Consider the following 13,469-nt stretch of genomic DNA (forward strand, 5'->3'; position numbering starts at 1 on the left):
AGCGCCGCCTCCCACCGGCTCCCGGGCGCTTTAGCGCGACCGCCAGCGCGATTTTCCATGCGGCCTTATGCTCACGGAAACGCGCTCTCCGGGCACGCGGCAGGCCGCCCGCGGGCGGGTGCCGCGAGCGGGCGCTGAACACCAGCCGTCCTTAACGCAAACCCCTGATTGATCCACCTTACGAGGTCGACATGTCGAACACCACGCAGCAGCCCGCACGCACCGTGAAAATACCGGGCCCCGATCATCCGATCACGATTGAGCCGAATGCCACGCGCGTCGTCGTTTCCATCGCGGGGCGCACGCTCGCCGATACGCGTCGCGCGCTGAAACTGCGCGAGGCCAGCTATCCGGCCGTGCTGTATATCCCGCGAGAAGACGTGGACATGACGCTGCTCGAACGCACCGATCACGCGACGTACTGCCCGTACAAAGGCGAATGCGCGTACTACTCAATCCCGCTTGGCGGCGAGCGCTCGGTGAACTCGGTATGGACGTACGAAAGCCCGTACGATGCCGTCGCGCAGATCAGGGATCACGTCGCGTTCTATCCGGACCGCGTCGATGCAATCGAGGAACGCGATCCGGCCGCGTAAGCGTCCCGACGTTTGCGCTTCAAAGGCGCGCCGCAATCGCCTTGCCGACTTCCGTCGTATTCGCGCGGCCGCCCAGGTCCCCCGTGTGGGGACCTTCCTTGAGCACCGCTTCGATGGCGCCCAGCATCGCGTCGTGCGCGTCATGCTCGACGCCCTCGCCCTTGCCAAGGAAATCGAGCATCATCGCCGCGGACCAGATCATCGCCACCGGGTTCGCGATGTTCTTGCCGGCAATGTCCGGCGCGGAACCGTGCACTGGCTCGAACAGCGAAGGAAACACGCGATCGGGATTCAGATTGCCCGACGGCGCAATGCCAATCGTCCCGGTGCACGCCGGGCCGAGGTCCGACAGGATGTCGCCGAACAGGTTGGTCGCCACCACCACGTCAAAACGATCCGGGTTCAGCACGAAGCGTGCGCACAGGATATCGATGTGCTGCCTGTCCCATTTGACGTCCGGATAAAGCGCGGCCACTTCTGCGGCGCGTGCATCCCACCACGGCATGCTGATCGAGATGCCGTTGCTTTTGGTCGCCACCGTGATCGTTTTCTTGCGGCGCTGCGCAAGATCGAACGCGAATTTCAGCACGCGCTCGGAGCCCTTGCGCGTGAAGATCGACTGCTGCATCACGAGTTCGCGCTCGGTGCCTTCGAACATCGTACCGCCCACCGACGAATATTCGCCTTCCGTGTTCTCGCGCACGATCATGAAATCGATATCGCCTGCCTTGCGCCCGGCAAGCGGTGAAGGCACACCGTCGAACAGTCGCGCGGGGCGCAGGTTGATGTACTGGTCGAACTCGCGGCGAAATTTCAGCAGCGATCCCCACAGCGAGATGTGATCGGGCACGGCATCGGGCCACCCGACCGCCCCGAACAGGATTGCGTCGGCATCCGCGAGTTGCGCTTTCCAGTCGTCGGGCATCATCTTGCCGTGCTGCGCGTAGTAATCGCAGCTCGCCCATTCGATGTGCCGGCAATCGAACGCAATGTCGAAACGCCGGCTGACCGCATCGAGCGCGCGTAACGCTTCCGGCATCACTTCCTTGCCGATGCCATCTCCTGGAATCACAGCGATGCGGTATGCAGTGCGGGGCATGCGAGTCTCCTTTATGTAGCAATTGCGATCGCGATTGTGGGTGCGACGACCATTCTATTGCGAATGGTTTCCCGCGGTGTTCGCGTAGCGCCCTCCACCCTTGTCGTTGAAATCCGCGCGGTGATGTCTCGTCTTTCAAATGGTTGACGCTGACTTACGGCAGTGAACTTTCATTGACGGCAGCAGCGCCGATTGAGCAGGCATCCGCCACACCACGCGGAGGCCGGGTCACGGATTGCCTTTTTGCATCCCTCAATCCTCTCCGAGTGGAGGTCGCGATGGTCAGCAGATCGAGTTCCGGCAAGGGCGCGGCAAAGCCCGCTGCCCGCAAAACCGGTGTCAAGGCAAAGGCGCCGGACGATCCGGTCGTCCAGGTCCGGCTGATCGGCACGGACGTGGCCGCATTTAAACAGTTTATCGAGACGACACCGCTCAATTTCGCATGTGCAGGCCCGCGCGTGAACGCCGAAGGCATCGCTACCGCGCACGTCCTGATGAAACGCAGCGTCGCGGACGAAGCCGCGAAACGCGGCATCGTCAAGGTCGAAATCACGGCCGAACTTTCAGCGAACAGGGCCGGACAGGCAGCCCAGATCGGCAAGGGCAACCGGTTCGCGGACCCCAACGTGCTGCCCACCGGCCGCGGCGTTTTGCTGAGGAAGCCATCATGACCTACCTCAACGTGGTCGAGGTCGAGTCAGCCATCTCCAACCTCGCAAACGCCTACCCCAGCCTGACGAGCCTCCTCACGCTGCCCCATCCGTCGATTGAAGGCCGTACCTGCCGCGCGTTGCGCATCTCGAACGGCGGTTTCGGCACGCGCGATGCCGTCATGATGATCGGCGGCGTGCACGCGCGCGAGTGGGGAAGCTGCGACATCCTCGTCAACTTCGCAACCGACCTGCTTTCCGCGTACACGAATAACGCCGGCCTGCAATATGGCGGCAAATCGTTCGATGCGCCGACGGTGCAGGACATGGTCAACGCGCTGGAATTCGTGGTCTTCCCGCAGGTGAATCCGGACGGTCGCCTGTACAGCATGACGCACGACGTCAACGACCCGAACGGCTGGCGCAAGAACCGCAACCCGGCTTCGAACAACGGCGACCCTGACAGCATTGGCGTCGACATCAACCGCAACTACGAATTTCTCTGGGACTTCGCGACGAAAATGGCGCCGTCGGCGCCCGGTGCGTCGGCCGATCCGGAAAACGAGACGTTCCATGGCGCCGCGGCATTTTCCGAGCCAGAGACCCGCAACGTCCAGTGGCTCGTCGATGCGGTGCCGCGCACGCGCTGGTTCATCGATGTCCACAGTTTCTCCGAACTGATTCTCTACAACTGGGGCGACGACCAGAACCAGACGACCGACCCGTCGCGCAACTTCCGCAACACGGCGTGGGACGGCAAGCGCGGCATCGGCAACGACGTCTACGCGGAGTACATCCCGAGCGACGACCAGGCCGTCGCAGCGGCGCTCGCGAACCGGATGCAGGCGGCCATCACCGCCGTGCGCGGCAGGAACTACACGGCCGAGCCGTCGTTCGGCCTCTACCCGACTTCGGGCGCAAGCGACGACTACGTGTACGCGCGTCACTGGGAAAATCCGGCGAAATCGAAGATTTATGGCTTCGTGATCGAATGGGGCACGACGTTCCATCCGGACTGGAGCGAAATGGCGTTGATCGTCGACGACATCACCGCCGCGCTCATCGATTTCTGCAGTGCGGCGCCGTGCGCGGGCGGCATGATTGCCGTCGGCCCGCTGACAAACCAGCTTTCGTTCGTCGATGTTCCCGCCGGCACCGGCACCGCCCGCGCGATCGTCTTCTCGGCACAGAGTTGCCAGCCGCTCACGTTGCAGGTTACGGCCGGGCCGGCGCTCACGTCAGGCCCGGGCACGCTCGGCCTGCCGCTTGGCGGCATCGTGTCGTTGCCCGCCGCGTCTTCCGCTGCGGCCCGCCAGGCGCTCATCTGGGTCAGCTATACCGCCGGTGCGGCGAACACCAGCGCGGCCGGCAGCGTGACGGTGTCGTGCCCGCAAACCGGCGCGCAGTGGGTCATTCCGATTACGGCGAACGCGATCGTCAAGCCGACCGTCGCTTCCATGCTCGTACTCGACCGCTCGGGCAGCATGGACAGCCCGTCCGGGATCCCGGGCAAGCGGCGCATCGATGTGCTGCACGACGCCGCGCCGACGTTCGTCGAACTGCTGGGCGATATGGATGGCATCGGCGTCGTCGCGTTCGACCAGAACGCTTCGCTGCAAATGGCGCCGGTGCAGGCCGGTCCGCTCGGTTTCGTCAACGGCCGTGTGCTGGCGAAGAGCGCGATCGCGGCGCACGTGACGAATCCCGCGGGCAGCACGTCGATCGGCAACGGCGTCGAGCTGGCGCACGACACGCTGGCCGGTACATCCGGCTTCGATAAAAAAGCGGTCGTCGTATTCACGGACGGCGAAGAGAACACCGCGAAATTCATCGCCGACATTGCGTCGAAGATCGACGACCGGGTCTACGCAATCGGCCTTGGCACGGTCGGCGAACTGAACCCGGTTGCGCTGTCGCAACTGGTCGACAACACCGGTGGATATCTGATGCTCACCGGCGCGCTGGACGCGTCCGGCCAGTTCCGCGTCGCGAAGTACTACCTGCAGATACTGAGCGGCGTCGTGAACAGCCAGATCGTCGTCGATCCCGATGGTTACATCGCGCCAGGCCAGGTGGTGCGTATTCCGTTCAACCTGACCGAAGCCGATACGTCCGCCGATGTCATCCTGCTTTCGCCGTGGCGCAAATACATCGACTTCAAGGTCGAGACGCCGGCTGGCGATCTGATCGACGCCTCCGTTGCGGCGGCGCTCGTCGACTCGGCGTTCGTGCCTGGCGCGAGCCTGGACGCGTACCGTGTGTCGCTGCCCGCGATCTGGCCGACGCACGCCGCGCACGCCGGACAGTGGTACGCGCATCTGCAGATCGGCGATTCGCGTACCGGCCCGTCGATTGCCAGTTCATATCGCGAGGCCGATGCCGGTCGCAGCCAGCTCGTCGCACATGGCGTGCCGTTCAGCGTGTCGGTGCAGGCGCAGTCTTCGCTGGCGATGTCGGCAAGCGCCACGGCGCAGCGCGCTGTTCCCGCCACGACGATCGACCATCGGGTGCAGTTGAGGCAACTCGATATTCCGCTCGATACGCCGTGTTCGGTGAGCGTCGAGGCGACCGACCCGAACGGCGTGACCAGCACAGCCGCGCTGATTGCGACGGGCACCGGCACGTTCGCCACAGCCACCGATGCGCCCGTCGCGGGTGTCTATGCGTTCCATTACGTGGCGCGCGGCACGAGCTTCGCGGGTGTTGCGTTCACACGGGAGCAGGTGCGCACGGTCGGCGTGTGGGCGGGCGGCGACGCGCCGCCGCCGCGCTCGGGGCCACGCGGCGACGACGGCTGCTGCACGAACGTCGTGGCCTGTCTGCTGGAAGAGCGCGGCGTGCAGGCGCTGCTGAAGCGCTACGGAATCGATGCGGCTTCGATTGTGCGTTGCCTTGAGAAACACGGCGGCAAATCCTGAGGTATTCCGCCTTGAAAAGCCGGCATCGCCTGAATGTACGGGACGATGCCGGCAATTTCTTTCACAGATACCACCACGCCCGGGCACGCATCGCTGTCAGAGGTTGCTGCCTGCAAGCTCGGGGAGCGGAAACGTCCCGCCTGGAAGACCGTCGTACGCCCGCTCGACAAGCACAATATCGCGCGCCTGACTGCTCGCATGGATACCGCGCAATTGGGGCACCGGCAGTTCGATCGCGTGGCACGCCGGATAGTCGCGCACGCGCAGCGCGGGTTCGATCGTCGTAAAGAATGCGATGGTGGGGACGTCGAAGCCCGCTGCGGCGTGCACGGCCGCTGTATCGCCGCTCATCACGCAGCGCGCGCCGCGGATCAGCGCAAGAAAGTGCGCCGTGTCCGTGGACGCGGGTTGCACGTCGATATAACGCGCGTGCTTGACGGGCCCGAATCCGAGTACCGGCAGATCGTATCGCTGCACGAGTCGTTCGACGAGATCCGCGCGCACGCGTTGGGGAATGCTGCGCACCGCCGTACTCGCTGATGCGCAGAACAGGACGTACGGCTGGTTCTGCCACGCGGGCGGCAGCGGCGGCAGCGGTACGCCGGCACAAGCCAGCGGTTCGCTTTCTGGCTGGACGTCACGCTCGATGCCTCGACGCCCAGCGCGCCCAGAAAGAAATCGATCATCGGGAGCGCAGCGAAGTCCGGCCAGAAAAGATGATTGCCGATATCGATGACGGTCGCGCCAACCGGAAAATCGCGCGGCGAAAACGGCAGCGCGATGCGCGCCGACACGAGATGTCCCGCTAGCGCATAGAGTTCCTCGACGTATCGAGGCGCGCGGCCCGGGCGGTAGAGCGTGAACTTCACGTCGGGGAACGTGTGCTTCAGGGCCGAAATCGCCGTGAGCCCGATGATCGAATCGCCGAGCGTGACGCCCATGCCGTTGACGATGTGAACATCAGGCTTCGTGCGGTAGTCGATCCTGAACGCCTTTAAACCCGCATTGAAAATGCCGGGCTGATGCGCGGCTGCCCGGTAGCCCGCGATACTGCTGTCGCCCTCTTCCAGATCGTACGAAGCCACGAGGCGTCCGTCCGGGGACAGGAGCGACCCGGGAAATGTCAACGCTTCGGCGGGGCTCAGTCGTTTCACGCAAGCACTTCCGTTTGAAGACGCTGGACGAACCAATTGATCAGCCACGTCGCAGGCGGGCATCGAAGTGCCCGCGCGTGATTGATTACGCGGCTTTCGCTCAGCCTGGCAGCAGACCGCGCTTGCGCAACATCGGCGTGGCCTGCGGATCACGTCCGCGAAACGCGCGGAATGCAGCGCGCTGTTCGCGGCTGTCGCCCGCGCTGTAGACGTAGCGCTGCAGCTTCTCGGCAAGAGCCGGATCGAACGCGTTACCGGATTCCTCGAACGCTTCAAATGCCTCGGCTTCGAGCACCTCCGCCCACATGTAGACGTAGTAGCCCGCCGCGTAGTAAGACCCGCCAAAGATGTGACCAAAGTGCGGCAGACGATGACGCATGCCGACTTCGCGCGGTACGCCGAGACGTGCGTATTCCTGCGCCTCGAAGCGCGCGATGTCGATCGATGCCGGATCGTCATGCAGATGCAGCGCGAGATCGATCAATGTCGACGCCGTATACGCCACCGTCGAAAAGCCCTGATTGAACGTCTGCGATGCGCGAATGCGTTCGATCAGCGCGGCCGGAACCGGCTCGCCCGTCGTCACGTGGCGCGCGTGTTTTGCCAGCACTTCCGGCACCGTCGCCCAGTTCTCCATCAGTTGCGACGGCAGTTCCACGTAATCCTGCGGAACATGTGTACCGGACAGACGCCTGTAGCTGACATTCGACAGCAACCCATGCAGACCGTGGCCGAACTCGTGAAAGAGCGTGCGCACGTCGTCAAAACTCAGCAACGTAGGACCGTCGCCGCCATTGGCAAAATTATTGTTATTGATGACGATGGGAATGGCGTCGCCGCCGTTACGCTTCTGCGTGCGGAAAACGTGCATCCACGCACCGCCCTGCTTGTTCGGACGCGCGTAGTTGTCGCCGAGGAAGACACCGACTGTTTTTCCGTCGCGCCGCACTTCCCACAGACGCACATCCGGGTGGTACAGCGACACGCCATGCTGCTCGACAAACTCAATGCCGAAGAGGCGGCCCGCGCAATCGAACATCGCGCCGAGCATTGCGTCGAGGCTGAAGTACGGTTTGACTTCGGCGTCGTCCAGCGCGAAGCGTTCCACGCGGACTTTCTCGGCCAGGTAATACCAGTCCCACGGCTCTACAGCGGTGGGCAGATCCAGCGCCTTGGCCTGCGCCACCAGTGCCGCGCGCTCCCGTTCCGCGCTTGCCTTCGCGGGCTCCCACACCTGATCCAGCAGGTCATACACCGCGGAAGCGTTGCCGGCCATGCGGTCGGCCAGCGCGTAATCGGCGTAGCTGTTGTAGCCGAGTAAACGCGCCTGCTCCTGGCGCAGTACGAGAATTTCGCGCGCGAGCGGACGGTTGTCGCGCTCCGGCGTTTCGCCACGACAGGTCCACGCGCGCCACGCGGTTTCGCGCAGATCGCGCCGCGTGGACCAGGTCAGAAACGGCACCACCAGCGAGCGCGACAGCGTGACGATGTGACCGTCCACACCACGCTCGACGGCCGCGCTGTGGGTCGCCTGACGCAGAAAATCGGGGAGCCCGGCAAGATCGGCTTCGGTTGTGAGCGACAACTGGTAGCTCGATTCATCGGCCAGCACGTTCTGCGAGAATTGCGTATGCAGATTCGCGAGCCGTTGCGCGGTTGCTGCGAAGCGTGCACGCGCATCGCCTTCCAGCTTCGCGCCGGTGCGCACGAAGTCTGTGTGGATGCGTTGCAGGAGGCGGCGCTCCTCTTCGTTCAGATCGAGCGAATCCGCCTTGCGGAACACCGTGTCGAGCCGCGCGAAAAAGCCGGCGTGCATCGAGACGCGGCTGTCGTGAGCCGCCAGCAACGGCGCCATCTCGCGCTCGACCGCCTGCAGTTCGGGCGATGTCGCGGAGCCACACAGGTTTTCGAACGTCAGGCGGACGCGGTCCAGCTTCGCGCCGGCGGCGTCGAATGCGGCCACCGTGTTGGCGAATCCGGGCGCATCGTCGCTCGCGACGAGTGCGTCGATTTCCGCCAGATGCTGTGCAAAGAGCGTGTTGAAGGCGGGGACGAAGTGTTCAGGTTTGATCTGCTCGAAGGGTGGCAACTGCCAGGGCGTGTGCCAGTCCTCCAACAGCGGGTTGCTGTGTCCGGTCATGTCGATCCGCCTTGTGGGCGTGAGCGTGGGAGAGCAAACATGATAAGACAGGATACGAAGACCGGTATGGCCAGCGACTAACGGCGCTGAGTGTCGGCTGTCGGCCTTCGGCGGCGCCAGCAACGGCGCCGTACGTGTTTTCTACGCGCGCCGGTCGAGATACGCATCCACCAGTTCGACGAGCCGCTCCCGCCCAAAGCTCCCGTCATGCCCCGCATGAACGACCTGCACAGGCAGTTCGCGCAGGCGCTTCATCGTGCGCACGTAGGTCGGGATGTCGGCGCCGCTGATCTCGTCGAGGAGCGGGCCGTCATAGAGCGCGTCGCCGGAAAAGAGCGTGCCCGTCGCCGCTTCCCACAGGCCGATGCTGCCCGGTGAATGGCCCGGCAGGTGCAGCACCTCGAAATGCCGGTTGCCCAGATCGACGACGTTGCCCTCGTTGACAATTTCCGTGACCGTCGCGGCGCGCACGCGATAATCGGACATCGCGTAATCAGCCTCAGGCAGCGCGGTAATCAGGTCGCCGTCGAACGGATAGCCCCAGTCGCGATAGCGGCATATGGCCTCTTCGCCGAGTTCAGAGGCGAGCAGCGTGTTGCGCCCACCCGGCGCGCGGAGGTTGTCCGCTTCCAGTTCGTGGACCAGCGTGTGCTCGAACTCGTGATGGCCGCCGATGTGATCCGAATGCGTATGCGTCGCGACCGCCGTCACGTTCTTCTGCAGCAGGTGTCGCGCGGCGTCACGCAGGCTGGCGATGCCCATGCCGGTGTCGATCATCAGATCGCGGTCGCGGCCGCGCACGTGCCAGATATTGCAACGCATCAGCGGAACGACATGCGGCTCCCACAGGAGCGTGATGTCTTCGCTGATGCGTCTGATTTCGAACCACCGGTCGGCGATCGGCAAGAGAGTCATGCGACGGGCTCCACAGGAATAAGCCGCTACTGTGACACACCCTGCGCGTCCGCGATCAGCCTGCGCGATTTGCGTTCAATAGTATGGGTACGGTGCGTACATGACGGGCGGCGCAACGTAGCGCGGCGGCGGCGCCATGTACACCGGTTGCGGCGCGTAATACTGCTGCGGCTGCGCAATCGTGTTGCCCTTCGACGTCATGCACTGCGCGTAGGCCGCGTCGTAACGCCCCTGCAGACTGGCCGCTGAATACTGCGCGCCGTTCGCGCCTGCCGCGCCGCCGACCAGCAACCCGCTGCCGGCGCCGATCGCAGCACCGGCGCCCGGATTGCCCGCCGCCGCGCCCAGCAGCGCGCCCACGGCCGCGCCGCCGAGTGTGCCGATTGCGGCGCTATTTACGCCGCTCGCTGTTGCGCTTTGCGACGCGCCAGCGGCGTCGCTGGCGTGGAACGCGTAGTCGCGGCACGCGTAATCATCCTGCTGGAACTGGTTGAGCGGCTCGCCGCTACGCGGCAGTGCGACGATGCTCGGGCCGCTCGGCGGCACGACGGCGCAGCCGCCGAGCGCCAGTGCGACGAGCATGGCAGGTAGTGCGATGCGAATCATTTTCGGGCTGTGACTCATGGTGGCGCGGAGGGAATGACATCAGAGTCATTACGTTAGGCCAATCGTCCCGTTTTGTGGTTACGAGATCGTTACTGAAAGTTTTTTTGCTTACATTTGGACGTTCCCGCCCGCCCCGCGACAAGGGATCCCGATGCAGGGTGTGGCGCCTGCCGGCTGCGGCTATCCGGCGAGGCGCCTGCTGGCATTACTTGCCGATGCTGATCAGTTCGACTTCGAACGTCAGATCGCTGTTCGGTGGAATCGCGCCGACACCGCGTTCGCCATAGGCAGTCGCTGCGGGGCACGTGAGCTTCGCCTTTTCGCCGACCTTCATCTTTTGCACGCCTTCCGTCCAGCACGGAATCACGCGGTTCAGCGGGAAGCTGGCCGGGCCGCCGTGTTTGGACGACGCGTCGAACTCGGTGCCATTCGCGAGCGTGCCGCGATAGTTGACCGTCACGACGTCGGTGGCCTTGGGCTGCGCGCCATTGCCTGCCGTCAGGTGTTCGACGATCACGCCTGAAGGAAGCTTTTCCGTGGTGGCTGCCATGGCGGGTGCTGCGGTGAATGCCGTCGAAACGAGAACGGCGGCTGCGAGTGTGCCAACGATAGATTTCAAATGAACCTCCAGTTAAGTGCGTCGCTATTGTAAAAGACGCCGCTCCGAAATTCTGTGAGCGGATGTTGCAGCCGCCGATTTGATCGCGGCCGTGCCCGGCGCGCGCCTGCACACGAAATCCGGCGGACAGTGTAGTGGATAGCGCAACACCGCTATGAAAAAACGCTGAACACGTTGTGCGGGCCGCAGAAAACGCGTCGAGCGCATGATGCGCCCGCCGGCGTCGCCCGCTATGCGTATTGAACGCCCAGGGTATCGCCGCGTTTGCCGCGAGCGAAGTGGCCGCTGGCGGCAAAAAGCTGACGTGGAAGACGCACGGCGATTCGCTGGACACCACCGTGATCCGAACCGGCCGGCTATCTCCGGAAGACCGCAGGATCACGCTGACAATCTCGCCGGATCTCGTGTGGACGGCATCCGATGGCAGCCGTGTCGAAACGAGCCTTGTCAGCAGCTACACCGCGCCTGAAGACATGGGCGCTGCCTGGCAGTTGTACAAGGTGACCCGCAGCAGCGGCGACGGCATTCTGGCCGGCGCCGCATACATCCAGCGTGTGATGACGGACGGCGGACTGCCTCCCGCAGGCGCGCCCAGGTCAGCGGGCGCGACTGTACGTACGGCGTTCACCGCACAGTACGTTCTGTCTGGAAAGGAGCGGCCTTGAGGACGGAGTCAATCCGACGCGCAGAGATCAGGCGTGACCGACGCCGGGGCAGTCAAGCCATCGCCAGATGCGATCGTCGTGCTCGCCCAGCAGCACACGCGAAAAAGATGCGCCACAGGCAACGCAGCGATAGTGCTCCACCGCAGTCTCACCGCATAACGCGCCCACGCCGAGCAGGGCAAGCCCCTGACGCCATCCCGTCGCGGACGGAGAGCCACTGAGGTCCAGACAGTCGTCACAAGGGGACATTGCGCGGCTCCTTCTGCTCTGCCCTTCCGCATTGCAGTCCAGCCGTTCAATGTCCGGCCAGGTACTTTGAAAACAAGGAAGGATTGCGTGGACATCCGCCCGCTCTGAAACGTGATTCGTCTGCTGTTTAAAGCGGTTTTTATCCGCGCTTTAAAGCAGCAATCCACGTTCGCCGAAGCAGCGATCTATTGGGATACTTTAGGCGCAAGCATGCTGCGACGCAACAGTCATGAGGCCCGATGTCGCTTTCACGGTAAAAGAAAAAACGCGGGAACCCTGCGTTCAGACGGGTTCCCGCGTTATTCATGCAGTGCGCCAGAACGTCAGCGCCTGATCGTCGGATCAATTCATCCGGCAGCTTGCAGAAGCGCCCTCAGGCAGCCTTTGCGTCCGAAAGGGTTTGCTCGCGCAGCCGCATGTAGTCGACCTTGTCGACCGGTGTAGCGCTGCGTTCGCCCAGATCGTTGAGATGAATACGGTACGTTTCACGCACGCTGTACGCAGCGATCGCCGAGATGACCGTGATACCCAGTGTGATCGAGCCAATCATCATCGGAACGTTGGTCGATCCCGGCGGCGCGACGGTTGCAAACAGGGCCGGCAGCAGCGCGGTAATCGTGGTGCCGACGTTCTGCGCAATCGCCATCGCGGAAACGCGCGAGCGCGTCGGGAAGAGTTCCGGATAAAAGCTCGGGAAAATCGCGTTGTAGCCCTGGTAGACCACGCCCCACATCAGCAGCGACATTACGATCGCGAGCGGCACACTCTGAATGCTGATGGCGTACAGGTAGCCGAACGAAAGCAGCCCTGAACCGAGCGCGCCACCGATGATGAGCGGCCGGCGGCCGATCTTGTCCGAGAGATTGCCAACGAACGGAATCACGAGCACGGCGACGATGTTGCCGAGCACCGGGATCCACAGATAAACGCTCTTGTGAAAGCCGATCCCGTACGACGGCTGCACGGCATAGGCCGCACCGAAAATCGTCGTGACAACCGGAATGACGTTCATCAGCGCGCAGCACACCACGACAAGCATTTCCTTCCAGTTGAACTTGAAGGCCTCGACGATCGGTGAGCGCGGCGCAGCACCTTCCGTGGCGAAGGCGGGTGTTTCCCTGACCTCGCGACGGATGATGTAGCCCGCAACCAGCACCACGGCACTCAGCAGGAACGGAATGCGCCAGCCCCATGCGTTGAACGCGTCTTCGGGCATGTAGTGCGCAAGCGGCAGGAACACGGCGGCCGCCAGAATCTGGCCGGCCTGCACGCCCTGCAGCGTAAAGCTCGCGTAATAACCGCGTCGCCCGAACGGAGCGTGTTCAAGAATCATCGAGCTTGCACCCGAAATCTCGCCAGCCACCGCAAAGCCCTGGATCAGACGCAGGATGACGAGCAGCACCGGCGCGAGCATGCCGACCTGATGGTAAGTCGGCAGCAGGCCGACAGCCATCGTCGAAAAGCCCATCATGAACATGCAGACCAGCAGCACGTTCTTGCGGCCCTTCGTGTCGCCCCAGTGCCCAAGGACGAACGCACCGATGGGACGCGCGACGTAACCGACGCCATAGGTCGCGAGCGAAGCAACGATCGCGATCTTCGGATTGCCTGAAGGAAAGAACAGCTGCGGGAAAATCAGCGAAGCCGCAGTCGCATAGATGAAGAAGTCGTAGTATTCGAGCGCAGAGCCAATCCAGCCGCTCACGGTCGCCTTTCGTGTCTGATGTGCGCCTTGCGGCTCGTGTTCGGTCAGGCTGCCAGCCATTTCAGTCTCCCATATTGATATGTAACTACGGTGGTTCCGCACTGCAGCGTCAGCTAAAGCCATCGAGGCTGGCTGAACGCTTCCGGGTCCGGT

11 protein-coding genes and 1 pseudogene are annotated in these 13,469 nt (G+C 63.5%); 4 read left to right on the plus strand and 8 right to left on the minus strand.

Annotated features, from left to right (window positions below):
* Window positions 1–191 precede the first annotated feature (191 nt).
* Window positions 192–596: a DUF427 domain-containing protein gene (locus LPA36_RS22005; protein ID WP_228881474.1), complete on the plus strand. Its 405-nt coding sequence runs from the start codon at window positions 192–194 to the stop codon at window positions 594–596.
* 19 nt (window positions 597–615) lie between these two features.
* On the opposite strand, the gene LPA36_RS22010 is transcribed toward LPA36_RS22005, so the two are convergent.
* The gene (locus tag LPA36_RS22010) at window positions 616–1,695 is read right to left on the minus strand and encodes a tartrate dehydrogenase (protein WP_228881476.1); all 1,080 of its coding nucleotides are present in this window, start codon (window positions 1,693–1,695) and stop codon (window positions 616–618) included.
* Between the two features lie 143 nt (window positions 1,696–1,838).
* Between LPA36_RS22010 and LPA36_RS22015 the strand changes: the two genes are divergently transcribed.
* Both LPA36_RS22015 and LPA36_RS22020 read left to right on the plus strand, forming a co-directional pair.
* Window positions 1,839–2,366 carry a hypothetical protein gene (locus LPA36_RS22015; RefSeq protein ID WP_228881479.1) on the plus strand — a complete coding sequence of 176 codons (528 nt, stop codon included), beginning with the start codon at window positions 1,839–1,841 and terminating at the stop codon, window positions 2,364–2,366.
* Entirely contained in the window at window positions 2,363–5,263 is a 2,901-nt protein-coding gene (locus tag LPA36_RS22020) for a M14 family zinc carboxypeptidase (protein WP_228881482.1), read from the plus strand. The genes LPA36_RS22015 and LPA36_RS22020 overlap by 4 nt, the downstream gene beginning before the upstream one ends.
* Before the next feature lie 96 nt (window positions 5,264–5,359).
* Here the strand turns inward: LPA36_RS22020 and LPA36_RS22025 are convergent.
* The 5 genes and pseudogenes from LPA36_RS22025 to LPA36_RS22045 all read right to left on the minus strand — a co-directional run bounded on the left by LPA36_RS22025 (window position 5,360) and on the right by LPA36_RS22045 (window position 10,697).
* Window positions 5,360–6,417 (minus strand): annotated as a pseudogene (locus LPA36_RS22025) (glycosyltransferase family 9 protein).
* 100 nt (window positions 6,418–6,517) lie between these two features.
* On the minus strand, window positions 6,518–8,557 hold the full coding sequence (locus tag LPA36_RS22030; protein WP_228881484.1) for a M3 family metallopeptidase: 2,040 nt from the start codon (window positions 8,555–8,557) through the stop codon (window positions 6,518–6,520).
* A gap of 141 nt (window positions 8,558–8,698) precedes the next feature.
* A complete protein-coding gene (locus LPA36_RS22035; RefSeq protein ID WP_228881487.1) occupies window positions 8,699–9,472 on the minus strand; it encodes an MBL fold metallo-hydrolase in 774 nt (257 codons plus the stop codon).
* Window positions 9,473–9,547: 75 nt separating this feature from the next.
* On the minus strand, window positions 9,548–10,096 hold the full coding sequence (locus LPA36_RS22040; protein WP_228938489.1) for a YMGG-like glycine zipper-containing protein: 549 nt from the start codon (window positions 10,094–10,096) through the stop codon (window positions 9,548–9,550).
* A 187-nt stretch (window positions 10,097–10,283) separates the two neighbouring features.
* Window positions 10,284–10,697 (minus strand): FKBP-type peptidyl-prolyl cis-trans isomerase, encoded by a 414-nt coding sequence (locus LPA36_RS22045; RefSeq protein WP_228881491.1) that lies wholly within the window; start codon window positions 10,695–10,697, stop codon window positions 10,284–10,286.
* A 239-nt stretch (window positions 10,698–10,936) separates the two neighbouring features.
* On the opposite strand from LPA36_RS22045, the gene LPA36_RS22050 reads away from it, so the two are divergent.
* Entirely contained in the window at window positions 10,937–11,362 is a 426-nt protein-coding gene (locus tag LPA36_RS22050) for a DUF3455 domain-containing protein (RefSeq protein WP_228881494.1), read from the plus strand.
* A gap of 27 nt (window positions 11,363–11,389) precedes the next feature.
* Here the strand turns inward: LPA36_RS22050 and LPA36_RS22055 are convergent, their stop codons facing one another.
* On the minus strand, window positions 11,390–11,611 hold the full coding sequence (locus LPA36_RS22055) for a hypothetical protein (protein ID WP_228881497.1): 222 nt from the start codon (window positions 11,609–11,611) through the stop codon (window positions 11,390–11,392).
* Between the two features lie 373 nt (window positions 11,612–11,984).
* Window positions 11,985–13,376, minus strand: coding sequence for an MFS transporter (locus LPA36_RS22060; RefSeq protein WP_228881500.1), 1,392 nt, complete (start codon window positions 13,374–13,376; stop codon window positions 11,985–11,987).
* Window positions 13,377–13,469 lie beyond the last annotated feature (93 nt).

Source organism: Paraburkholderia saeva, assembly GCF_907164555.1.
In the GTDB taxonomy this organism is placed as follows: Bacteria; Pseudomonadota; Gammaproteobacteria; order Burkholderiales; family Burkholderiaceae; genus Paraburkholderia; species Paraburkholderia saeva.